The sequence below is a fragment of the Parafrigoribacterium humi genome (assembly GCF_040227205.1).
Lineage (GTDB): Bacteria > Actinomycetota > Actinomycetes > Actinomycetales > Microbacteriaceae > Parafrigoribacterium_A > Parafrigoribacterium_A humi.
The window spans coordinates 43,860-65,746 of sequence record NZ_JBELOA010000005.1 but is presented as its reverse complement, the minus strand read 5'-3'; the positions used below and the strand labels follow the sequence as shown (position 1 = coordinate 65,746).

At 67.1% G+C, this 21,887-nt stretch carries 21 protein-coding genes; 7 read left to right on the top strand and 14 right to left on the bottom strand.

Annotated features, from left to right (window positions below; genetic code table 11):
* Positions 1 to 9: 9 nt before the first annotated feature.
* Together ABUA28_RS09780 and acuI are read left to right on the top strand one after the other, a co-directional pair.
* Positions 10 to 1,038 carry a 6-phosphofructokinase gene (locus tag ABUA28_RS09780; RefSeq protein ID WP_349903909.1) on the top strand — a complete coding sequence of 343 codons (1,029 nt, stop codon included), beginning with the start codon at positions 10 to 12 and terminating at the stop codon, positions 1,036 to 1,038.
* A gap of 162 nt (positions 1,039 to 1,200) precedes the next feature.
* Complete coding sequence (acuI, locus tag ABUA28_RS09775) at positions 1,201 to 2,187, top strand: acrylyl-CoA reductase (NADPH) (protein WP_349903908.1); 987 nt, start codon at positions 1,201 to 1,203, stop codon at positions 2,185 to 2,187.
* Positions 2,188 to 2,308: 121 nt separating this feature from the next.
* On the opposite strand, the gene ABUA28_RS09770 is transcribed toward acuI, so the two are convergent.
* On the bottom strand, positions 2,309 to 3,568 hold the full coding sequence (locus ABUA28_RS09770; protein ID WP_349903907.1) for an FAD-dependent oxidoreductase: 1,260 nt from the start codon (positions 3,566 to 3,568) through the stop codon (positions 2,309 to 2,311).
* Positions 3,569 to 3,617: 49 nt separating this feature from the next.
* Between ABUA28_RS09770 and ABUA28_RS09765 the strand changes: the two genes are divergently transcribed.
* Together ABUA28_RS09765 and ABUA28_RS09760 are read left to right on the top strand one after the other, a co-directional pair.
* Positions 3,618 to 4,019: a DUF1304 domain-containing protein gene (locus ABUA28_RS09765; protein ID WP_349903905.1), complete on the top strand. Its 402-nt coding sequence runs from the start codon at positions 3,618 to 3,620 to the stop codon at positions 4,017 to 4,019.
* A 152-nt stretch (positions 4,020 to 4,171) separates the two neighbouring features.
* Positions 4,172 to 4,522: a YciI family protein gene (locus ABUA28_RS09760; RefSeq protein WP_349903903.1), complete on the top strand. Its 351-nt coding sequence runs from the start codon at positions 4,172 to 4,174 to the stop codon at positions 4,520 to 4,522.
* 20 nt (positions 4,523 to 4,542) lie between these two features.
* On the opposite strand, the gene hemL is transcribed toward ABUA28_RS09760, so the two are convergent.
* The 11 genes from hemL to hemE form a co-directional block, all read right to left on the bottom strand.
* The gene (gene hemL, locus ABUA28_RS09755) at positions 4,543 to 5,898 is read right to left on the bottom strand and encodes a glutamate-1-semialdehyde 2,1-aminomutase (protein WP_349903902.1); all 1,356 of its coding nucleotides are present in this window, start codon (positions 5,896 to 5,898) and stop codon (positions 4,543 to 4,545) included.
* A gap of 28 nt (positions 5,899 to 5,926) precedes the next feature.
* Positions 5,927 to 6,913, bottom strand: coding sequence for a porphobilinogen synthase (gene hemB, locus ABUA28_RS09750; protein ID WP_349903900.1), 987 nt, complete (start codon positions 6,911 to 6,913; stop codon positions 5,927 to 5,929).
* On the bottom strand, positions 6,906 to 7,697 hold the full coding sequence (locus ABUA28_RS09745) for a uroporphyrinogen-III synthase (RefSeq protein ID WP_349903899.1): 792 nt from the start codon (positions 7,695 to 7,697) through the stop codon (positions 6,906 to 6,908). The genes hemB and ABUA28_RS09745 overlap by 8 nt, the downstream gene beginning before the upstream one ends.
* Positions 7,694 to 8,644, bottom strand: a complete 951-nt coding sequence (gene hemC, locus ABUA28_RS09740) for a hydroxymethylbilane synthase (RefSeq protein WP_349903897.1) — start codon at positions 8,642 to 8,644, stop codon at positions 7,694 to 7,696. The genes ABUA28_RS09745 and hemC overlap by 4 nt, the downstream gene beginning before the upstream one ends.
* Positions 8,641 to 9,810 carry a ferrochelatase gene (locus tag ABUA28_RS09735; RefSeq protein WP_349904078.1) on the bottom strand — a complete coding sequence of 390 codons (1,170 nt, stop codon included), beginning with the start codon at positions 9,808 to 9,810 and terminating at the stop codon, positions 8,641 to 8,643. The genes hemC and ABUA28_RS09735 overlap by 4 nt, the downstream gene beginning before the upstream one ends.
* 5 nt (positions 9,811 to 9,815) lie before the next feature.
* On the bottom strand, positions 9,816 to 10,523 hold the full coding sequence (gene hemQ / locus ABUA28_RS09730) for a hydrogen peroxide-dependent heme synthase (RefSeq protein WP_349903895.1): 708 nt from the start codon (positions 10,521 to 10,523) through the stop codon (positions 9,816 to 9,818).
* A gap of 165 nt (positions 10,524 to 10,688) precedes the next feature.
* On the bottom strand, positions 10,689 to 10,931 hold the full coding sequence (locus ABUA28_RS09725) for a DUF3618 domain-containing protein (protein ID WP_349903894.1): 243 nt from the start codon (positions 10,929 to 10,931) through the stop codon (positions 10,689 to 10,691).
* Positions 10,928 to 11,353 carry a phage holin family protein gene (locus tag ABUA28_RS09720; protein WP_349903892.1) on the bottom strand — a complete coding sequence of 142 codons (426 nt, stop codon included), beginning with the start codon at positions 11,351 to 11,353 and terminating at the stop codon, positions 10,928 to 10,930. Before ABUA28_RS09720 ends, ABUA28_RS09725 begins: the two co-directional genes overlap by 4 nt.
* 9 nt (positions 11,354 to 11,362) lie before the next feature.
* Entirely contained in the window at positions 11,363 to 11,719 is a 357-nt protein-coding gene (locus ABUA28_RS09715; protein WP_349903890.1) for a YtxH domain-containing protein, read from the bottom strand.
* A 70-nt stretch (positions 11,720 to 11,789) separates the two neighbouring features.
* Positions 11,790 to 13,091, bottom strand: coding sequence for a protoporphyrinogen/coproporphyrinogen oxidase (locus tag ABUA28_RS09710; protein WP_349903888.1), 1,302 nt, complete (start codon positions 13,089 to 13,091; stop codon positions 11,790 to 11,792).
* A complete protein-coding gene (gene hemE, locus ABUA28_RS09705) occupies positions 13,081 to 14,163 on the bottom strand; it encodes a uroporphyrinogen decarboxylase (protein WP_349904077.1) in 1,083 nt (360 codons plus the stop codon). Before hemE ends, ABUA28_RS09710 begins: the two co-directional genes overlap by 11 nt.
* 44 nt (positions 14,164 to 14,207) lie before the next feature.
* On the opposite strand from hemE, the gene ABUA28_RS09700 reads away from it, so the two are divergent.
* Complete coding sequence (locus ABUA28_RS09700) at positions 14,208 to 15,476, top strand: glutamyl-tRNA reductase (protein ID WP_349903886.1); 1,269 nt, start codon at positions 14,208 to 14,210, stop codon at positions 15,474 to 15,476.
* A gap of 7 nt (positions 15,477 to 15,483) precedes the next feature.
* Here the strand turns inward: ABUA28_RS09700 and ABUA28_RS09695 are convergent, their stop codons facing one another.
* Complete coding sequence (locus tag ABUA28_RS09695; RefSeq protein ID WP_349903884.1) at positions 15,484 to 17,787, bottom strand: glycoside hydrolase family 3 C-terminal domain-containing protein; 2,304 nt, start codon at positions 17,785 to 17,787, stop codon at positions 15,484 to 15,486.
* Positions 17,788 to 18,207: 420 nt separating this feature from the next.
* Here ABUA28_RS09695 and ABUA28_RS09690 point away from each other — a divergent pair, with 420 nt between their 5' ends.
* Together ABUA28_RS09690 and ABUA28_RS09685 are read left to right on the top strand one after the other, a co-directional pair.
* A complete protein-coding gene (locus ABUA28_RS09690) occupies positions 18,208 to 19,881 on the top strand; it encodes a cell wall-binding repeat-containing protein (RefSeq protein WP_349903882.1) in 1,674 nt (557 codons plus the stop codon).
* Positions 19,882 to 20,166: 285 nt separating this feature from the next.
* Entirely contained in the window at positions 20,167 to 21,069 is a 903-nt protein-coding gene (locus ABUA28_RS09685) for a glycoside hydrolase family 16 protein (RefSeq protein ID WP_349903880.1), read from the top strand.
* A 376-nt stretch (positions 21,070 to 21,445) separates the two neighbouring features.
* On the opposite strand, the gene ABUA28_RS09680 is transcribed toward ABUA28_RS09685, so the two are convergent.
* Positions 21,446 to 21,887, bottom strand: a 442-nt coding sequence (locus tag ABUA28_RS09680) for a cell wall-binding repeat-containing protein (RefSeq protein ID WP_349903878.1), incomplete at its 5' end; no start/stop codon positions are given.

Genomic DNA, 21,887 nt, shown 5'->3' with positions numbered 1-21,887 from the left:
GATGGTGCCATGACAATTGGCATTCTGACCAGTGGCGGCGACTGCCCAGGCCTCAACGCGGTCATCCGCGGCGTAGTACTCAAGGGAACCCAGATCTACGAACAGGAGTTCGTCGGGTTCCGCGACGGGTGGCGCGGCGTTGTCGAAGGCAACGCCGTGCCGCTCGTGCGCAAAGACATCCAGGGCATCAGCAAGCAGGGCGGCACGATTCTCGGAACGTCCCGCACCAACCCGTTCGAGGGTGACAAGGGCGGCGCCGAGAACATCAAGGCGACGATGAACAGCCTCGGCGTCGACTCGCTCATCGCCATCGGCGGCGAGGGAACCCTGGCTGCCGCCAAGCGCCTCACGGACGCCGGCATCAAGATCGTCGGAGTCCCGAAGACGGTCGACAACGACCTCTCGGCCACCGACTACACCTTCGGTTTCGACACCGCCGTGCAGATCGCGACGGATGCCATGGACCGACTGCGCACCACCGGCGACTCGCACGGCCGCTGCATGGTGGCGGAGGTCATGGGTCGCCACGTCGGCTGGATCGCGCTGCACTCCGGAATGGCGGCCGGGGCACACGCCATCCTCATCCCCGAGCACCGCACGAGCCTCGACCAGATCTGCGAGTGGGTGCAGTCCGTGCGGGATCGCGGCCGCGCGCCGCTGCTCGTCGTCGCGGAGGGCTTCAAGCTCGACACCATGGATGACGCCCACTCCGAGCGCGGGCTCGACGCGTTCGGGCGCCCCCGCCTCGGCGGTATCGGCGACATGCTCGCTCCCGAGATCGAAGCACGTGTGGGCGTCGAGACGCGCGCGACCACCCTGGGTCACATCCAGCGGGGCGGCACGCCGACGGCCTATGACCGCGTGCTCGCCACCCGCTACGGCCTGGCCGCTGTCGACGCCGTCATGAACGGCTTGTGGGGTCGCATGGTCTCGCTCAGCGGCACGGACATCACCCATGTCGCGTTCGAGGATGCCCTCGGCACGCTGAACACGGTTCCGCAGTCCCGCTATGACGAGGCCGCCATCCTCTTCGGCTGACCCGCACCGCACAGCCTCCGATCCCCGCCTTTCCCTTCATCATTCAGCAGGGTGTGTGGCGGATGGTGCTGCTGGAGTCTCCTGTTGCTCACAGAGGCCCGACCCGTCACTTTCGTCCCACATTCTCCTGAATAATGAAAAGCACACGGGTAGCGTGGAGGAATGTTTCGCGCACTGTGGGTGGATCGTACCGATGACGGCGTCAAGGCCGAGCTGACCGAGCTGACGGATGATGCCCTCATGCCGGGCGACGTTCTGGTCGACGTCGAGTACTCGAGCCTCAATTACAAGGATGCCCTCGCGATCGCCGGGCGGCCCGGCGTCATCCGCAACTACCCGCTCATCGCGGGCATCGACATGGTCGGAACAGTCGCGAGTTCAGAGAACCCGCGCTGGAAGCCTGGCGACCGCGTCGTCCTCAACGGCTGGGGAATGGGTGAAACCCATCACGGCGGGCTCGCGGAGAGGGCCCGCGTGAACGGTGACTGGCTGGTGTCGCTGCCCGACGGGATGGATGCCGCACACGCGGCCGCGATCGGCACCGCCGGATTCACCGCCATGCTGGCCGTGCTCGCGCTCGAGCGTGCTGGCGTTGAGGGCTCTGCGGAAACCCCCATCCTCGTCACCGGGGCCGCGGGAGGCGTCGGCTCCATCGCGATCGCGCTCCTGGCCGCTCGAAGAAACCGGGTGACCGCGTCCACCGGCCGCATCGGGGAAGCCGACTATCTGCGCGCGCTGGGCGCATCCGAGATCATCGACCGGGCGACCCTCTCCGAGGCGGGCAAGCCACTGCAGACCCAACACTGGGCGGGCGCGATCGACTCCGTCGGCGGCCATACCCTCGCCAATGTTCTTGCCCAGACCGAGTATGGCGGTACCGTCGCCAGTTGCGGGCTGGCCCACAGTGCCGAACTCCCCACGACGGTGATGCCGTTCATCCTGCGCGCGGTCACCCTCAGGGGCATCAACTCGGTGTTCGCCACGCCGGAACTGCGCGAGGAGGCGTGGGCCAGGCTCGCCAGCGATCTCGACCCCGCGCTCCTCGACCGCATGATCGAGACCATCGGACTCGCGGATGCCGTGGCCCGCGCCGAAGACGTGCTCGCCGGCCGGGTGCGCGGCCGCCTCGTCGTCGACGTGCGCAAGTAGCCGCTCGTCATCGCCGCCTCGCCGCGGGATTCACCACGGGACTCACCGCAGGAAAGGAGGAACCTTTGTCCCATCCGCAAGGAAAGGAGGAAGGTTTACGCGGCCTGGGACAGTTTCTCCCTCATTCCGGACCCCTCCCAGGACGATCGAAGAGTGCGAGCAGCTCGGGTGACACGCGCTCCGGGCGGAAGCCTCGGCCGATCACGCGGGCCGCAGCCAGCTGCATGAGCGGGAGCCCTGCCCACAGCAGCGCGCGGATGTGCCATGGCGGCGGGACGGCCAGCGAGATCCCCGAGCCGGGCTTCGCAATACGCCTGTGCAGGATGAGCTGGATCGGCTGCATCCGCCTCACCGGCCAGAGGCGACGGCGCTGCACCCGCACGAGATCCCGCTCGGAAACGGTGTCGGCGAGCAGCGGACCGGCCAGACGATTCGCGGTGGCCACGGCATCCTGGATCGCGTAGTTGACGCCGACGCCGAAGGCTGGCGACATGGCGTGAGCCGCGTCCCCGAGGCAGAGCAGCCCGGGCAGGTGCCACTTCTCGAGCCGGTCCACCTGCACGGAGAGCAGCTTCACCTGGTTCCAGTCGGTGAGGCTCGACACCACAGGTTCGAGCACCTCGGCAGTCTCGACGATCCGCCAGCGGAACGCATCGAGGCCGTCCGCCCGAATCTGCTCGAACCCGCCCTTGGGGATGATCAGTCCGGACTGGTAGTAACCATTACGCGGAATGGTCAGCACCATCGAGTGCCTGTCGATGTACCCGAGGGTGTCCGGCGGCGGATCCGATGGCTTCGGCAGGTGGAACCAGAGCACGTCGATCGCGATTCCGAATTCCCGGGCGACCAGGCCGGACTCCCGTCTCACTGTGGACTCCCGACCATCGGCGGCGACGGTGAGGTTGGCAGTGAGCTCCAGATCGCCATCGGCTCCCGTCGCAGTGACCCCGGTCACCCGGTCGTCCTCTCGCAGCAGGCCGGCGACCTCCGTGCTCATCAGCAGCCGGAAGTTCGGCAGCTTCGCCGCCTCCTCCGCGATGAAATCGAGAAAGTCCCACTGCGGCATGAGTGCCAGAAAGCGGGTTCCTTTTCTCAGCCGCGTGAAGTCCACTGGACGGATGCGGTTGCCGCTGATCACGATGTCGAGCGTCGTGATGTCGTCATGTGGCAGCTCGAGAAAGCGCTGCTTGAGTCCGAGCTGGTCGAGCAGGTCGATGGTGGAGGGGTGGATGGTGTCACCGCGGAAGTCGCGCAGGAAGTCCGCGTGCTTCTCGATCACGACCACGTCTACGCCGGCCCGCGCCAGGAGATACCCGAGCATGAGGCCCGCCGGTCCCCCACCCGCGATACAGCACTGTGTTTCGATCAGCTTCGTTGCCATCCGTTACGCCTCTCTCCGGCCCCCGCGATCTCGTGCAACACTACCGAACATGAACATTGCCCTGCTTGCTCTCGGCTTGATTCTTATTTTTCTCTCCGCCGTTTTCCACGTCTACGTCTTCGTCCTGGAGAGCCTCACCTGGCGGATGCCCAAGACGTGGAAGACCTTCGGACTGCCGAGTCAGGAACACGCGGACATCATCCGACCGATAGCCTTCAACCAGGGTTTCTACAACCTGTTCCTCGCGGTGGGAGCGCTCGTGGGAGTCGCGCTACTCGGAACGTCAGTGACGATCGCCGTCACGCTCATGATGTTCACCGCGCTCTGTATGATGGGCGCCGGGGTCGTGCTGTTCTTCAGCCTTCCGACCTCGCGCGGAGCCGCGCTGGTGCAGGGCATACCGCCGCTGTTCGCGGTGCTCTTCCTCGTGCTCGCGCTCGTGTCGCGCTGACTCCATTTGGGAGGCGCGGCGGAAGGGCCATAGGCGACCGTACGCTCGAAACTCACGCGAACAGTTCGGCAGCGGTTCTCTCCCCGTAGACTCCGTGCGCTCGAAAGCCTACGATTGGCGCCACACACCGCACGCAGAAGGTGGACGGCATCATGGACTCAGCCCCGGCACCACTCAGCGACGAGGAATTCGCCGCTTTACGAGCAACGGCCAAACCGTACACAGCCGTGCTGCTCACGGTCGGACCACACCGGCATATGGACGGCGCCGACGCAATCATCTACAGCCACGGCATGCGCAACACGGCGCTGCACCTCGATGGCCGATTGCCCGTGGTCTGCCCCTGCACAGACAGCACCGAGTTCAGCGGCCTTGGTATCTTCAATGCCACCGTGGAGGAGACCAAAGACATCATGGACGGCGACCCGGCTGTTCAGGCCGGCATTCTTCGCTATGAGGTGCATCCAGTGCGCAGTTTTCCCGGCAGCACGCTGCCCGAGTAGACCGAACACAGCAGGGGCAATCAGGACTGCGGGGCACGCACCGCCGCAGCGGCCTTTGCGGCGGCGGGTGCGGCTTCGAGGATCCGCTCGAGGGCCGCGTCGTCGTGCGCCGCCGAGGCGAACCACGCCTCGAACACCGAGGGCGGCAGGTTCACGCCCGCGTCGAGCATTGCATGGAAGAACGGCGGATACCGGAACGTCTGCTGTGCCTTCGCGTCCGCATAGTTGCGCAGCGGCTGCGCAGAGAACGCGAAGGAGAACAGATTGCCCGCGCGCTGCACGGAGTGCTCGACGCCCTCCGCGGCGAGCGCGGCGGAGACGCCAGAGGCCAGCTGGTCGGCCACCGAGTTCAGCCGCTCATACACGGCGGTGTCTGCGGCACGCAGCGTCGCGATACCCGCTGCGACGGCGACCGGGTTCCCGCTGAGCGTGCCCGCCTGATAGACGGGGCCGAGCGGTGCGAGCAGGTCCATGATCTCGGCTCTGCCACCGAGGGCGGCCAGCGGCATCCCCCCGCCGATGACCTTGCCGAAGGTGTAGAGGTCGGGCTGCCAGCCTGCGCCGTCCGGCACGACGCGCGCGGCCTCGAGGCCCCACCAGCCCGCACTGCCGACCCGGAACCCGGTGAGCACCTCGTCGAGGATCAGCAGTGCACCGTGCTCGCGGGTGATCGCCGAAAGAGCGCGGTTGAAGCCGCGGACGGGCGCGACGACGCCCATGTTGGCGGATGCCGCCTCCACGATGACGGCCGCGATCCGCTCACCCTGCTCCGCGAAGGTCGTCCGCACGGCGTCGAGGTCGTTGTAGGGAAGCACGAGCGTCTGCGCCGCGGTCGCCGCGGTCACCCCGGCGGACCCGGGCAGTGTCAGGGTCGCGACGCCCGATCCGGCCTCCGCCAGCAGCGCGTCGGAGTGCCCGTGGTAGTGCCCGGCGAACTTCACCAGGAGCTCTCGACCGGTCGCGCCACGGGCGAGACGGATGGCCGTCATCGTCGCCTCTGTGCCGGTCGAGACGAGACGCAGTTTTTCGACCCCGCGCTGAACCGACCCGTCCGTCTGGGACACCGTCACCCGCTCGCGGATGAGTTCGGCCAACTCGGTCTCGCCGGGAGTGGACGCGCCGAAGGAGAGCCCGCGTGCGGCGGTATCCTGTACGGCCGCGACGACCTGCGGATGCGCGTGGCCGAGGATAGCAGGCCCCCAGGAGTTCACGAGGTCCACATACTCGCGCCCGTCAGCATCCGTCACGTACGCGCCCGTAGCCGACACGAGGAACCGAGGAGTGCCGCCCACTGAACCGTATGCGCGCACCGGCGAGTTCACGCCGCCCGGAATGGACAGCTTGGCCCGGGTGAAGAAGTTCTCGTTCGCCCCCATCAGAAGCACCGTCCTCGTGAAGAGCCCATCAGCGCAACCACCCCGCCAGTTCGGTGGCCCAGTAGGTGAGCACCGCGTCGGCCCCGGCGCGGCGGATGCCGACCACCGATTCCTCGATCGCCCTGCGTCGGTCGATCCAGCCGTTTGCCGCGGCGGCCTCGATCATCGCGTATTCGCCCGATACCTGGTACGCCCACACGGGAACCGGGCTGGTGGCCGCGGCATCCGCGAGTACGTCGAGGTAGCTCATGGCCGGCTTCACCATGACGATGTCTGCACCCTCGACGACGTCGATGGCCACCTCGCGCACTCCCTCGCGGCGGTTACCGGGGTCGAGCTGGTAGGTGCGGCGGTCGCCGACGAGCGAGGAATCGACGGCCTCGCGGAATGGCCCGTAGAAGGCCGAGGCGTACTTCGCTGCGTAACCGAGTATGGCGGTGTCGGTGAATCCGGTGCCGTCGAGGGCGTCGCGCACGGCGCGCACCTGGCCGTCCATCATGCCGCTCAGGCCGAGCAGCTGCGATCCGGATGACGCCTGGGCGACAGCCATGTCGCGGTAGCGCAGCAATGTGGCGTCGTTGTCGACCCGGCCGGTGTCATCCAGGATGCCGCAGTGTCCGTGGTCGGTGAACTCGTCGAGGCACAGGTCGGTCTGCACGACCAGGGCGTCGCCCACCTCGGCGACGACCGCACGGGTGGCCACGTTGAGGATGCCGTTCTCGTCGGTCGCACCAGATCCGATCGCGTCTTTGGTCTCGGGCACCCCGAACAGCATGACGCCGCCGACTCCTGCCGCAGCGGCGTCGGCGACGGCCGCACGAAGGCTGTCGAGGGAGTGCTGCTGCACACCCGGCATCGACCCGATCGGTGTCGGCCCGGTCGCCCCCTCGCGCACGAACAGCGGCAGGATCAACTCGGCCGGGTGCACGCGCGTCTCGGCGACGAGCCTCCGCATCGCCGGCGTCGTGCGAAGCCGACGCGGGCGAACCCCCCCGGTCCAATCCACGTCACTCATGGGCTGCTCCGCTCGAGTCGCGCGAGGCGATGACGTGGTCCACGAGGGAGGTGACGAGGGAGGTCGCGGAGCGATCCTCCGCAATGAGGTCAACGGTGAGGCCTGCAGCGCGCGCATCGAAGGCGGTGCGCGGTCCGATGCAGGCGACGAGCGTCGTCTCCGGGAGCGGGGCGAGCTGGGCCTGCACCTGCCTCGCGACACTGCCCGAGGTCACGAGCACGGCTCCGATACGACCGGATGCGACATCCGCCGCCACCTGAGCTGTGACCGGCACGCCGACGGTGCGGTAGGCGGCAACGAACTCGACCTTGAGGCCGAGCTTGCCGAGCCCAGCCACGAGCACTGGCTCGGCGATGTCCGATTGCGGGATGAGCACGGTGCCGATGATGTCCGACTGCGGCCACTCCTTCACCAGGCCTCGCGCGGAGTTGTCCTCCGGCACGAAGTCCACCCGGTAGCCGGCGAGGATGAGCGCGGCGCTCGTCGTCTCGCCGACCGCGGCGATGCGCGTATTGGCCGGGATCGTGACCTGCTGGCTCATGAGCACGTCGACCGTCGTTGCACTCGTGATGACGAGCCAGTCGAAGCTGCCGCGCTGCAGTCGCTGCAGCGCGTGGTCGAGCACCGCATGGTCCGGGCTGCTCGCAAAGTTGATCATGGGTGCGATCACCGGGATCGCCCCGAAGCTCCGCAGAGTCGCGGCGACGCCGTCTCCCCACTTTCCCCCGCGGGGAACGAGAACACGCCAGCCTGCCAACGGCTTCGCTGAGCGGCGGGGTGTCATGCGGTACTCCCGAAGTTCGTCAGTTCTGCGGCACCGTCGTTCAGCAGTTCGTCGGCGACTCGTGCGCCGAGCTCCCCCGGCAGCAGTGCACGCTCTGCAGCGGTCCCCTCCACCACGAGCGCGTGCGAACTGGTCAGCGAGCGCTGCCCGTCGTCGGCGTAGACGGTGGCGGAGAGGAACAACATCTCCCCGTCGAGAACCGCGGATGCGCCGACCGGAGCCGAGCACCCCGCCTGCAGTTCTGCAAGCACTGCCCGCTCGGCGAGCGCCGCCATGCGACTGGGGCCGTGATCCACCGCACGCAGCACCGAGCCGAGTTCGGTGGAATGACTCGCAAGCGCCTCGATCGCGAGCGCCCCCTGGGCGGGAGCGGTGGGCCAGCGAGACAGCTCGAAGAGTTCGGATGCCGCGTCGATCCTGCCCAGCCTGCCGAGGCCTGCCGCGGCGAGCACGACAGCGTCGAGGTCGCCCTCGGCAACGCGCCCGAGCCGGGTGTCGACGTTGCCGCGGATGCCGACCACCTCGAGGTCCGGGCGGGCGAGACGCAGTTGGGCGGAGCGGCGGGGTGCGCCCGTGCCGACGCGGGAGCCGGCGGGCAGTGCCTCGAGCGTGAGCCCATCCCGCCCGCAGAAGGCGTCGCGGGCATCCGCTCGCTTCGGCACCGCGCCGACGGTGAGGCCGGGATAGGCGGCGGTGGGCAGATCCTTGAACGAGTGCACGAGCAGGTCGCACTCTCCCGCGAGGAGCGCCTCGCGAAGCGCACTCGCGAACACACCCGTGCCGCCGAGGGATGCCAGCGGCTCCGTGGAATTGTCGCCGTGAGTCGTGATGGAGACGAGTTCAACCTCGAGACCAGACGCCTTCGCCACCTTGGCTGCGATCAGCCCGGTCTGCGCCATCGCCAATGCGCTTCCGCGGGTGCCGATGCGGATGGCAGAGCCGGTCACGGCGCGATCCCCGCAAGGGCGGGCTTGAACCCGAGACGCACGTTCTCGCAGCAGCCCGGCCTGCATACGTCGTACCAGGGTCCGAACTCGGTCACTGCCGGGCGATCGGCCACGGCAACGCCATCGCGGCGTTCGAGCACGAGGTCGACGAGCCCGGAGACATAGGCCGCGTGGGTTCCGGGCGTGGGAACGCGCAGGGCCAGGATGCCGAGTTCGGCCGCGGTCTGCATCGCCTCGGTGTCGAGGTCCCACTTGACCTCCATGTGGTCGGAGACGAAGCCGAGCGGAACGATGACCACGGCCTCGATGCCCTTGGCGGCGAGGTCCCGCATGGCGTCATTGACGTCGGGAGCGAGCCACGGGCTCGTCGGTGGACCCGAGCGGCTCTGGTACACGAGGTCCCACCCGATCGTGGACGCCACCTGTGCCGCCATCACGACCTCGGCTACCGCGAGATGCTGCGCGGCATACGCTCCACCCTCGCCGAAGTCGCGGTCACGCGGGCCGGAACGCTCGGCATCCGGGGTCGGGATGCTGTGGGTCGAGAACAGCACGTGGGTCTTCTCTGGCGCGATACCGCGGCCCACGACATCCGCCAACGCCTGCTGCACGCCCTCGATGAACGGGGTGACGAAGCCGGGGTGGTCGAAGAACTGCCGCACCTTGTCGATCTGGATGACACCCTCGAGGCCGGTCTCGGCGAGCGCCTGGGCATAGTCCTCGCGGTACTGGCGGCAGCTCGAGTACGAGCTGTAGGCGCTCGTCCCGATCGCGATGAGCGTGGTGAGCCCGCGCTCCTTCGCCTCGGTGAGCGCCTCGGAGAGATACGGATGCCAGTTGCGGTTTCCCCAGAGCACCGGCAGGTCGATGCCGCGGCGGGCGAGTTCGGCCTCGAGCGCGGCCTTGAGCTCGCGGTTCTGGTCATTGATGGGACTCACTCCACCGAAAGCGCGGTAGTGGTGGGCGACCTCTTCGAGCCGTTCCTCGGGGATGCCGCGGCCCCGCGTGACATTGCGCAGGAATGGGATGACGTCGTCCTGCCCCTCGGGACCACCGAATGACGCGAGCAGGATGGCGTCGTAGGCCGTGGGCTCCGTGACATGCTCGGGGCCGGCTGCGGCAGCGGGGGTCGCGCCGGGGACGACGGGCTGGACGTCGCTCGCCAGTGAGGTCACTCGAGAACCTCGGGGATCTCGGCGGTGCTGATGCGGCGGCCCGTGTAGAACGGGACCTCCTCGCGCACGTGCCTGCGGGCATCCGCCTTGCGAAGATCGCGCATGAGGTCGACGAGGTCGACGAGCTCCGGGGCCTCGAGGGCGAGCAGCCACTCGTAATCACCGAGCGCGAAGGCGGCAACCGTGTTCGCGAGCACCTGGGGATGTGCCGCCCCCATGCGCCCGTGCCGCGCGAGCATACCGCGCCGGTCGTCGTCGGGCAGCAGGTACCACTCGTAGGAGCGCACGAAGGGGTAGACGGTGAGCCACTTACCCGGTTCCTTGCCCTTGAGGTATGACGGAGCGTGGTCTGCGCTGAACTCGGCCTCGCGGTGCACTCCGAGGACGTTCCAGGTGGGCAGGAGCGGGCGGAGCAGTGGTGAGCGGCGCAGTTCGCGCAGCGCCCACTGCAGGGTCTCGGGCGGGGCGCCGTGCAGCCAGATCATGATGTCGGAGTCGGCCTTGATGGACGAGACGTCGTAGAACCCGCGGACGATCACGCCCTTGGCCTCGATGGTCTTCACCGCGTCGTCGAGCGCGGCAACCAGTGTGTCCTGTGTGGACGTGTCGAACGTCGCCGCCGGATCGCGGCGCAGCACCGCCCAGAGGGTGAAAGCGGATGCGGACACGTCGATGAGAGGCTGAGCCTCTGCTGTGGTGCTCATGCCGTCTATCCTCCCTCGCACGGGCGCAAGATCAAAAAGCGAGCCACGTGCTCATCCGAGCAATGCGCCATGTGGCGGGAGAAACCGTCCCGCGGCGGGAGAGACGACTCCCTCCGCGAGGCGGGTTCTCCCGCCACAAAGAAGGGTCATGCGGGAAAGGTGAGGTCAGTCGTCTCCGAAAAGCGCCCAGGCCACGAGGCCGCCGACCACGATGACCGCGGCGGTTGCGCCGATGATCCACGGCACGGGGTTGTCTTCATAGGATGCTCGTGCCTTGCGCGCGAGCCGCCCGGCCTGCTTCGGCACGTTCAGCTTGTCTTCGATCGCGTCGAGGGTGTCCTCGAGCTGGGCGCGCGTGGCGGAGATGGATGCTTCTGCTGCCGGGATGACCGGCTCTGGCATGCTCATGGCTTGTCTCGCTTTCTGATGCCTCTGACGGCATCCACATCGCGTTTGACACTGCGGATGGTGCGCGTGGGGGTTGGAGGCACGCCTCGCTTCAGCTGCGCGACGCCGATTCCGACGAGGATGCCCGTGACGATCAGGAGCGCGACCGCCACGATGAGCGCCGCGAGCCAGCCCGGCAGCGCGACGGCGATCCCGAGCACCGCCGCGGCCACGAGCACGCCGAGCGCGAAGAACGCGAACACGGCGGCGCCGACCAGCAGGCCGATACCGATGCCGGCGTGCTTGATCTTGCCGACGACCTCGGCCTTGAACTGCGCGATCTCCTCGCGAATGAGGTTGCCGAACAGCATCGGCAACTCGGCGAGGAGAGAGAGCAGGGATCGCTTTGGGGTCGACGGCGGCCGTGACGGTGATTCGCTCATGGTCGCCCCTTACTTGGAGCTGGCTGGCTTTGCCGCGCCCGAACCGGATTTCGTGCCGCTCTTCGTGCCGGATGACTTCGCCTTCGAGGCGGGCTTCGCCGCGGCGGAGTCATTCTCCGCTGAACTACCCCGCGCCCCGCTCACCTGGGCAGCGACCTTCTTGGCGCCGTCCGCGAGAAACTCCACGACATCCGGTGCCTTGTCTTTCGCGAAGTCGCCGGCGTTACGCACCTGGTGCTGCACCCGGGGGTCGTTCCACAGCTTGCCTGCTGCCCTCTTGATGTCTTCGTACCGCTCACGGCCGGCGCGAGCGCCCAGCACGTAACCGGCAGCAAGTCCTACGACGAGCAAGATCTTTCCGCGCATGATTCCTCCGTTCGGTTTCCGCCCGGTACCGCGACGAACAGGTTGGTCGATCATTCAAGCGTAGTGCTGCCTACAAGCCCACGTCTGTGAGCAGACTCCCAGTTTCCCGCTGCGCGTGCCCGATCACGGCGGCAAGCCCGGTGCCCGCGACGGACTCGCCGACGGCGACGACCCCCTGCGGAACGTCCCCTCGCTGCGCCGGCCTGGCCCACTCGACGCGGTCGAAGCCGAGCACGCTGTCTGCGGGGAGGGAGACGCCGAGCAGTCTCTCAGCATCCGCTCGCGCCCACTCTCGAAGCTCCCCCTCGTGTCCCTCGCGGGCGGCCTCGACGGTGTACGACAGCCGCAGCACGTGCGTGCCCGGTTCCACCGTTGCGGCGAGCCACGGCCACTTGGCCGTGGCATGCGTGAGCGCCTTCGCGCGGATGCCCGCGACCCCGGGCGCGACGAGAAGTCCCGTTCCGCGCGGCGCGGCATTCAGCTCCGGCGCACGCACCACAAGGGTGGCGAGCACGATCCCGACCTCGGTCGGCGAAAGAGCTGTTCCCGCCTCGAGACGGCAGGCGAGAACGACGCGGTCGGCCTCGATCACATCGCCGCCCGCGAGGGTGACGCTGCCCGCCTCGACCGACTCCACCACAGCGTCCGTGCGCACCTCCACGCCCATCGCCTCGATTCGCGACGCGAGGGTCTCGGCGAGTCGGGCGATCCCCCCGTCGATCCCGGCGACGGCGGCACCGGCGGGGGCTGCGGCACGCAGCTTCTGCACGGCCTGAGCGAGGGAGACGGTGCTGAGCAGCGCGGAACGCAGTCCGGGCGCGACGGTGTCGACGTCGAGCTCGTCCGGGTGCCGCGAGTGCACGCCGAGGGTGATCGGGGCGACGAGTTTCTCGAGAACGGCGGCGCCCATCCGCTTGCGCACGAGACCACCGAGGGTGCGCTCCTTCGCGCCACGATAGCCGAGCAGGGAGTCGAGTTGGGCCCGCAGCGCGCCACGAAGACCGACGACCTCGATCACGTCGGCCGCCATCGGCGTGCTCGGGATGCCGAGAAGGCCAGCCCTGGGCAGTGGAACCGCCGCGCCATCCACCGGCTGCAGCCACGCTCCTGCGCCGTTCGGCTGCACAATGTCGTCGCCGAGTCCGAGCCCGCGCGCGAAGGCCGCGACGGTGCCGCGCCTCGTCGCGAAGCTCTCGGCCCCCGCGTCCAGCTCGATTCCCGCGACGGTATGGCGAGCGACCTTGCCGCCGAGGTGATCGGATGCCTCCAGCAGCAGCACGTGCGCGCCGCCGACCGCGAGCTCCCGCGCCGCAACCAGGCCGGCCATCCCACCGCCCACGACGACGATCAGCGGCGGAAGGCTACTCTCCACCGCTCGCTGCTCCGGAGGATGAGGGCGCGCTGGTGTCGAGCACGAACTCGTGGTGCACGAACTCGACCACCCGGGTGAGCACCCCCGGGTCCGTGTCCGGGGGCACTCCGTGACCGAGGTTGAGCACGTGAGACGGAGCCTCCGCGCCGCTCTCCAGCACCTGCCGCAGGCGCGCCTCGAGCACTGGCCACGGAGCGGCGAGGAGTGCCGGGTTGAGGTTGCCCTGCAGGGGCACGATGCCGCCGAGGCGCCGGTTCGCCTCGGCGAGGGTGATCCGGTCGTCGACACCCATCACGTCCGCGCCCACGGCGTGCATCGCGCGCAGGAGCTCGGCGGTCCCCACGCCGAAGTGCACGACGGGAACCTCGAGATCGTGCACGGCCGCGATCGCGGTGGCCGAGTGCCGCGCCACGTACCTGTCGTAGTCGGCGACGGAGAGGCTTCCCACCCAGGAGTCGAAGAGCTGCGCTGCGCTGGCACCGGCCTGCACCTGGGCGCGCAGGAATGCGCCCGTGACCCTGGCCGCCCAGTCGAGCAGCGCTGCCCACGCGACGGGGTCGGCGTGCATGAGCGTGCGCGCGGCCAGGTGATCCTTGGACGGACCGCCCTCGACGAGATACGCGGCGAGCGTGAACGGAGCACCGGCGAAACCGATGAGCGGGGTGGAGCCGAGCTGGGCGACCGTGCGGGCGACTCCTTCGGCGATCGGGGCCAGGGCATCCGGATCGAGCGGACGGAGAGCAGCGATGTCCTCGGCCGTGCGAATGGGGGCTGCGAGCACCGGACCGCGCCCGGGCACGATGTTCACGTCGACGCCCGCGAGCTTCAGCGGGACGACGATGTCACTGAAGAAGATCGCGGCATCGACGCCGTGACGGCGCACGGGTTGCAGCGTGATCTCGCTCGACATCTCCGGATCGAGGCACGCGTCGAGCATCGCGGTTCCCTCGCGCAACTCGCGATATTCCGGCAGCGAACGTCCCGCCTGGCGCATGAACCACACCGGCGTCACGGGCGGCCGGTCACCCCTGTACGCGCGAATGAGCGGGGAGTCGGCGGTGCGGCCATCCATGAGCGGATGCTTTTCTGTCAGCTTCACGTGTCTAAGGTTAAGTCGTGCTCCTCTGTCTCACCGCCAACCACCAGAACTCAGACTTCGAACTGCTCGAAAAGCTGTCGATCGACTCCTCCGCCACCGCATCCGGTTTGATGGCACACCCCGGTATCTCCGGTGCCGTCATTCTGGCCACCTGCAACCGTTTCGAGGCATATCTCGATGTCGAGGGATCGGATGAGATCGCCGCCGCCGCCATCGGACTCGTCGCAGAGGCGAGCGGCGTCGAAGTGGATGCGCTGCGCGACTCCCTCACGGTGTTCAGCGACGAACGGGTTGTCGAGCACCTCTTCGCCGTGTCGACCGGGCTCGAGTCCGTCATCGTCGGTGAGGACGAGATCGCAGGCCAGGTGCGCCGATCGCTCGAACGGGCGCGCACGGAGGGCACGACCTCCTCACGCCTCGAACTCCTGTTCCAGAACGCCTCGCACACCTCGCGCACCGTGAAGACGCACACGGCGATCGGATCCGCGGGTCGCTCGCTCGTTCGGCTCGCGCTCGATCTCGCCGCCTCCCGCATCGCCGACTGGAGTGCGCAGCGAGTGCTCGTCGTCGGAACCGGCCAGTACGCAGGAACGACCGTCACCGCGTTGCGCGATCGCGGAGTGGAGCAGATCACCGTCTTCTCGCCGTCCGGACGAGGCGAGGCCTTTGCGCTGCGTCACTCACTCGATGTCGCACAGTCGCTGAGCGCCGCGTTCCGCGCCGCGGATCTCGTGCTCACCTGCACCTCGTCGGCGACTCCCGTGCTCACGCGCGAAACGGTCACCATGGCGAGCGCCCAGGCACCGGCTCCGCGCTACCAGCTCGTCATCGACCTCGGCCTGCCCCGCAACGTCGATCCACTCATCGCCGAGGTCGACGGGATCGAACTGCTCGACCTCGAGACCGTGCGAGTGCACGCCCCGCTCGAAGAGCTCACGGCCGCTGATGACGCCCGCTCGCTCGTCGGGCAGGCCGCGGAAGAGTTCTCCTCCCTCGAGGCGGAGCAGCAGGCGGCTCCCGCCATCGTCGCCCTCCGCAGCCACGTGTTCGACCTGCTCGAGGACGAGATAGCACGAGCACGTTCCCGCGGCGACGCCGACGGCACGGCCGAAGCCGCGCTGAGGCACCTGGTCGGAGTGCTGCTGCACACGCCATCCGCGCGCGCCCACGAGCTCGCGCGCGAGGGCCGAGCCGACGAATTCGTGGCCGGCCTGGACGCTCTCTTCGGCATCCGCGCCGCCCTGCAGGCGGATGCCGCGGCGGCAGACGACGCCGCCACCGCCTGAGCAGCCTTCAGTCCGACGACCGCCCGATCGTCGAACGCAGTCGACCCACGCCGAGCGCAACACCCCGCACCACGGGGTTGTTGGCCACGCGCGCGAGCATCCGCAGCTGGCTCGCGTTAACGTCGACTCCGGGCATCCGCAGCAGGCGACGCATCGGCATCGACGCCACCATCTCCAGCACGCTCGCTCCGCCCTCGTCGAGGGCATCCCGCGCGGCAGTGCGGCGCAGCACGGGGCCGGTGACGGGGTTCGCAAGCCACTGTGCCACGGACGACTCCAGGGTGAGCGGATGCGGTGGCCGGGTGCCCGCGCGCCGCACGGTCACCTGATCCACGACATCGTGTGCCGAGGTGGCCAGCTGCACGCGGTATTCGCCGCCGTGCACCACCCAGGCCGCGGAAGCGACATCCCAGAAGCTGAAGGCACGCTCGCCGAGTGACAGGGTGACGACCCTGCTCTCTCCCGCCGCGAGCGAGACCTTGGTGAATGCCCGCAGTTCTCGCGCGGGGTTCTTCGGGCCGTCGTCCGGGGCTGCGACATAGAGCTGCACGACCTCGCTGCCCGCACGCGTTCCCGTGTTCGTGACCGTCACGGATACGGTGGCCCCGGCACCGATGCGCTTCGCACTCAGGCCCTCGTAGCCAAAACTCGTGTAACTCAGCCCGAAGCCAAAGGGGTAGCGAACCGGCAGGGCGACGGTCTCGTAATAGCGGTAGCCGACAAAGATCCCTTCGCCGTAGTGCACAACATCGCCCTCCCCGGGGAAGTTCAGGTAAGAGGGAGTGTCCTGCAGCCTGAACGGGATGCTCTCGGCCAGCCGACCGGACGGGTTCGTGTCTCCGAAGACGACATCCGCGATCGCCGACCCGCTCCCCTGTCCGAGCAGCCAGCACTCCAGGATGCCGGCGACGCTGTCGTGCCAGGGCTCGAGCGTGACGACGCCGCCGTTGCTCAGCACGACCACGACGCGCGAGTTCGCCTCTGCAACCGCGGCGACGAGGGCAAGCTGGTCATCGGGCAGGTCGAGCCGCGTGCGATCGAATCCCTCCGACTCCTCTCCCGCGGGAAGCCCCAGGAAGAGGAGCACGACATCCGACTGGGCCGCGAGCGCAACCGCCTCATCTCGCAGAGATGGCTGCGCCGAGCCGTCCAGCATGTAGCCGGGCGCGAACTCGGCGGATGCCCGCGTCGTGAGTTCCTCGAGTGGATTGTCGACCCGGGTCGGGTTCACCTGCGAGCTTCCGGCCCCCTGGATGCGTGGGGTGCGGGCGAGTTCGCCGATCACGGCCACGCGCTCGTCGCCTCGCAGCGGCAGCACCCCGCCATCGTTCCGCAGGAGCACGATGGACTCGCCGGCCGCCTGGCGGGCAAGGGTGTGATGCTCCTCCACGTCGAAACGACCGGGCACATCGAAGTCATCATCGTCTCCGTCGTCGAAATCCGCCGCCGGACGAGCGCGAGCGGCGAGCTCCCGCAGACGATCCACCGCGGTGTCGAGCACGCTCCGGTCGAGCTCGCCGTTCTCGATGGCGCTCTCGACGGCCCTCACGCTGTCCGTCTGCGGCCCGGGCATCTCGAGGTCGAGCCCGGCGGCAAGCGCCGGCACGCGCTCGTCGACGGCGCCCCAGTCGCTCACCACGACTCCACGAAAGCCCCATTCCTCGCGAAGCACTTTCGTCAGCAACCAGTGCGACTCCGCGGCAGCGACGCCGTTGAGTCGGTTGTAGCTGCACATCACGGTCCAGGGCTGTTCTCGCGTGACGATGGTCTCGAACGCGGGCAGGTAGATCTCACGCAGCGCGCGCTCGTCCACCTCGGCGTTCACGGTCATTCGGCCCGTCTCCTGGTTGTTCACCGCGAAGTGCTTGAGGGACGCGCCAACACCCCGTCGCTGCAGGCCGCGCACGAGGGCGGCACCGAGTTCGCCGCTGACCAGGGGATCCTCGCTGAAGTATTCGAAGTTGCGTCCACAGAGCGGCGAACGCTTGATGTTGACTCCCGGGCCGAGGAGCACGGACACGTTCTGGGCGTGTGCTTCGACCCCGAGTGCCTCACCGACCTGTTCGACGAGCTCGGCGTTGAACGTGGACGCGAGTGCAACGGCGGGTGGGAAGCAGGTCGCGGGCATGCTCGTGCCAAGGCCGAGCTGGTCTCCGCCGCCGCGCGGCTTGCGCACGCCGTGGGGGCCATCCGTGACCGTGAGCGACCGGATGCCCGGAGCAGCCGCAGTGTTCCAGAACGAGCTGCCCGTTAAGAGCGCCGCCTTCTCTGCCGTGCCAAGAGCATCTGCACCACCGTACGGTTCTGCCATCCAGCCAGTCTCCCTCATTCCCGTGGGAAGTGACTGAAACACTCCTTGCCACTTCCCTACAGTCCTGACGGAGGCAATCCTCAACATCTGTCCAGCGCTTTCGAGGTGGAGAACTGGCGCGATCGATGCTAAATTAGCCGACACAGAGCATGAAATAGTGCTTTATTCGGGGAATTGGGTGTATTGAGCTTCGGCTTGTACGCCCGCAGTGTTCGTGGGGGCTTTATCCCTGCGTGCGCGTTTGATCTTGGGGGAGATCACATGGGGGGTTCATCTAGAGTTGCGCCTGTTATCAGGCCAGCACTCTCCCTCGCCGTCGTCGCGGTGATGGTGATGATTTTCGGAGTGCTCGGCACCCAGTCAGGCGCACCTGCCACAGCGTTGCAGTCTGCCGCGAAAGCCAGTACGGTGACGTCCGGCATGACCGTGTCACGCATCTCCGGAGAGTCGCGGTATGACGTCGCCAACGCCGTCGCGCTGACCGCCTTCCCGTACCACGCGGACACCGTCTTCATCGCGACCGGAACGAAGTATGCGGATGGACTCAGCGCAGCACCTGCCGCGATCGCAGCGCACGCACCCCTTCTTCTGACGACAACAGACTCGCTCCTGCCATCGGTGTCCCAGACGATAGCGCGACTGAGTCCCAAGACCATTGTCATTGTGGGGGGCACCGCTTCGGTTTCCGCCGGCGTGGAACAGTCCCTCAGACAACTGGCGCCCATCGTCATCAGGGTGGCTGGAGCTGACCGTTACTCGACGTCGCAATTGATCGCGAATTACGCGTTTGGCCAGACCGGCGCCAGCACCGCATACATTGCGACGGGCACCAATTTCCCCGATGCACTCTCTGCCGGATCTGCGGCAGGGTCCGCCAGTGCTCCCGTCATTCTTGTCAACGGTCCCGCCCCGACAATCAGCACACAGACCTCCGCTCTCATCTCCACTCTCGGAACCTCCACCGTGAAGATCGCTGGTGGGCCGGTATCCGTATCCGAGGGCGTGCAGAACACTCTCAGTGCCCAGGCGAGCACGACGCGCCTGTCTGGTGCGGATCGCTTCAGCACCGGCGCGGCGATCAACAAGGACGCGTACAGCACGAGCAGCACGGCGTACCTCGCGAGCGGCCTCAACTTCCCCGACGCACTCGCAGGATCAGCACTGGCGGGCCTGACCCGCGCGCCTCTCTATGTCGTGCCTCCCACCTGCGTGCCCCAGGACGTCCTCAACCAACTCCAGGCGCTCTCCGTGACGAAGGTTGTCCTGCTCGGAGGACCTGCGGCGCTGAACTCGTCGGTCGCAAATCTCGAATCGTGTACTCCCACAGCACCGAGCACCAGCACTCCTCCGCCGAGCACCAGCACTCCAGCCCCGAGCACGGCGATGCCGGTGGGCAACCTTCCTGGCTGGAAGCAGGTTGGGGCACAGGACTTCACCACTTCGGCAGCAATCGGACAGATCGGCCAGGTCTACGGCACCGCGGTTCGTGGCTATTCCGGACTTCTCGATACCTCCAAGAACGGCACGTATAACCCCGACTCAGTGCTCTCCGTGTCGAACGGCGTGCTCGACTACTACCTGCACACCGCTGGCGGCAGGCCTCAGGTCGCAGCGGTCATTCCCTTTGGCTACTCCGGACAGACCTACGGACGCTATTCGGTGAGATTCCGCTCGGACAACCTGCCCGGATACAAGATCGCATTCCTTCTCTGGCCCACGAGCGACAACTGGAATGATGGCGAAATCGACTGGCCAGAGGGCGATCTCAACGGAAAGATGAGCCCGGCCTCCGCCATGAAGGGCACATACTCTCCTTCGACCGGGATGGCTTTCGATGCCGTCAGCCCGCGGAGTTGGTCAGCGACCGATTCGTCGGATTGGCACATCGCCACGACCGAGTGGACCCCGGGAAGCGTGAAGTGGTATTGGGATGGAGTCCTCGTGTCACAGACGAGCAACAGCGCGGGCGTTCCCAACACGAATTTCCGATGGACACTCCAGGCCGAAACCCAGATCGACGCACCCGCTCCCGCGCCCAGCGTTGCAGGGCACCTGCAGGTAGATTGGGCCGTGCAATACGCTTATGCGCCTTGATCACGGCACCGCAGCCGTCACCAAGCGTTAGCGAATAGAACAATTGGCGGTCAACGGCTGACTCCGGTGGACGCACATTTACGAAACGGGATCAGTGACGCGATGGCGAGAAGCATTTCTTGAACCACACGACGCGCCGCGTCCGTGGGCACTACTTCGGATCCCCGTCCAGCGTTAGGCCGAAGTGGCACCGGGATGCGAAGGCGGTGTCCGGAACCACGGCGACGGGCACCCGGGTGAGTTCGCCGACGTCCGCGTCGTCAGCCACACCCTGCCGGGGGTGTCATGTCGACTGACCCTGAAGATGCGCCGGCCCGCAGCTCCCGCCACCGGTTTGCCAGGGCGATGATCGTGATCTTTGCCGTGCTCGCCGTCACGAGTGCGATATTCCTCACTCCTGCTTTCTCCCCATCCACGAAGGATATTGATTCGACGCCCGCCCCGGTGCCTACGCCCTCAACCACGGAAAAGGCGCTGGGCCTGGTTCCCAGCGTTGATGACGGCACACCCGCTGCCTCCAAGACCAAACTCGCCTTCTCCGACGAATTCAACGGTCCGGCATTGGATGTCTCAAAGTGGAACACGGGCCGCTACGCTCCCACGACAAAGCGGGATGCCCCGTTCAACCCCCGTCTGGAGACCGCGTATTACGCGAGCTCACAAGTCACCCAATCTGACGGGAGCGTCGTGCTGACGGCGACCCCGTCCACCGCGACCATCGCCGGGAAGACCTACGACTATGTATCCGGCCTGATCCAGTCAGAGCATAATTTTTATATGACCCCGGGCACCTATGTCGAGGCGCGCGTCAAGGTGACAACCTGCGACGGCTGTTGGGGAGCATTCTGGGCCCAGCCCTCCAATCGGTGGCCGCCCGAAATGGACATATTCGAATTCTTCCAGCCCAAGGACAGACCGGAGTTCAACTTCCACCTTCCGTCCGGAGGAGAAACGGTTCCCATGCCTTACGGCGAGCCGAACTTCTCGTATCTGGACCAGTATCACGTCTATGGGCTGTACTGGGATGGTGAGCGAGCAACCCCGTACCTCGACGGTAAGCCCTACACAACCGTGCCGGCAAAGACAGACATCCCCATGTACCTGATCTTCAACCTGGCAGTCTTCCAGGGGCACTCCCCCGCACCCGGCTCGACCATGGCCATCGACTGGGTCAGGGCGTGGCGTTAGCCACTATTTTCGCCAGTTTGAGTCCATGTAGTTGGCGCGCGGCCGACTTATACAATATGTTTTTCCTGTGTACCCAATAAGGGGGGTACGAATTCACGCTGCGAGAAAGGTGAACAACAAACCTTAGTTGGTCTTCGGCTACTACGCCTCGTGGAATCGCGCGGCCCCTTTCCCCAAACTTGCCTCCCCGTATTCAATGACGAATATCTGAGGCACCAAGGTCTCACGCGGCGTACAGGAAGTTCGGGTCGTGGCTGAGTGAGACGGCGGCCTCCCTTCGATTGGGTATCGAGAGGGGGCCGCCACTTCAGTTTCACACGGATTATTCACCTTCACGGACGGGGTTCGGGCTTCTCCTGTCACGCAGCCTCGCCCGTCACTTGACGACGTAGCTGAGAAACTCCTGATACAGCGCATCCGTGATGGATGCCGGTCCACCGACGACGACAATACGGCTCGGCTTCAACCTGACCAGCTCAGCCCGAATCGACGCAGGAATCCCGCTCGGCGTCACCAGAAGAACCGGCCCACCTCCTGGACCCGCAACCGGCGCCGCAGACAGAGCATCAGGGAACGCCTCACCACTGGCGACATACACAACCGGCACCCCCGGAGCAAACGACGCCGCAGAAATAGCCGCAGACGTCGCATACCGATCCGCACCAGCAAGACGCGAAACATGGCCAGGCGCGAACTGCTGCAACTGCGCGAAGACCACGTCCGTGATGGATGCCGGTCCACCGACGACGACAATACGGCTCGGCTTCAACCTGACCAGCTCAGCCCGAATCGACGCAGGAATCCCGCTCGGCGTCACC

Coding starts and splice junctions, on each gene's coding strand:
- hemQ (WP_349903895.1), bottom strand. CDS start 10,523: ATGAGCACCACAGCAGAGGCTCAGCCTCTCATCGACGTGTCCGCATCC.
- ABUA28_RS09780 (WP_349903909.1), top strand. CDS start 10: ATGACAATTGGCATTCTGACCAGTGGCGGCGACTGCCCAGGCCTCAAC.
- hemB (WP_349903900.1), bottom strand. CDS start 6,913: ATGAGTGACGTGGATTGGACCGGGGGGGTTCGCCCGCGTCGGCTTCGC.
- ABUA28_RS09720 (WP_349903892.1), bottom strand. CDS start 11,353: ATGAGCGAATCACCGTCACGGCCGCCGTCGACCCCAAAGCGATCCCTG.
- ABUA28_RS09745 (WP_349903899.1), bottom strand. CDS start 7,697: ATGACACCCCGCCGCTCAGCGAAGCCGTTGGCAGGCTGGCGTGTTCTC.
- ABUA28_RS09695 (WP_349903884.1), bottom strand. CDS start 17,787: ATGGCAGAACCGTACGGTGGTGCAGATGCTCTTGGCACGGCAGAGAAG.
- acuI (WP_349903908.1), top strand. CDS start 1,201: ATGTTTCGCGCACTGTGGGTGGATCGTACCGATGACGGCGTCAAGGCC.
- ABUA28_RS09765 (WP_349903905.1), top strand. CDS start 3,618: ATGAACATTGCCCTGCTTGCTCTCGGCTTGATTCTTATTTTTCTCTCC.
- ABUA28_RS09690 (WP_349903882.1), top strand. CDS start 18,208: ATGACCGTGTCACGCATCTCCGGAGAGTCGCGGTATGACGTCGCCAAC.
- hemE (WP_349904077.1), bottom strand. CDS start 14,163: ATGGATGGCCGCACCGCCGACTCCCCGCTCATTCGCGCGTACAGGGGT.
- ABUA28_RS09770 (WP_349903907.1), bottom strand. CDS start 3,568: ATGGCAACGAAGCTGATCGAAACACAGTGCTGTATCGCGGGTGGGGGA.
- hemL (WP_349903902.1), bottom strand. CDS start 5,898: ATGGGGGCGAACGAGAACTTCTTCACCCGGGCCAAGCTGTCCATTCCG.
- ABUA28_RS09725 (WP_349903894.1), bottom strand. CDS start 10,931: ATGAGCATGCCAGAGCCGGTCATCCCGGCAGCAGAAGCATCCATCTCC.
- ABUA28_RS09685 (WP_349903880.1), top strand. CDS start 20,167: ATGTCGACTGACCCTGAAGATGCGCCGGCCCGCAGCTCCCGCCACCGG.
- ABUA28_RS09760 (WP_349903903.1), top strand. CDS start 4,172: ATGGACTCAGCCCCGGCACCACTCAGCGACGAGGAATTCGCCGCTTTA.
- ABUA28_RS09715 (WP_349903890.1), bottom strand. CDS start 11,719: ATGCGCGGAAAGATCTTGCTCGTCGTAGGACTTGCTGCCGGTTACGTG.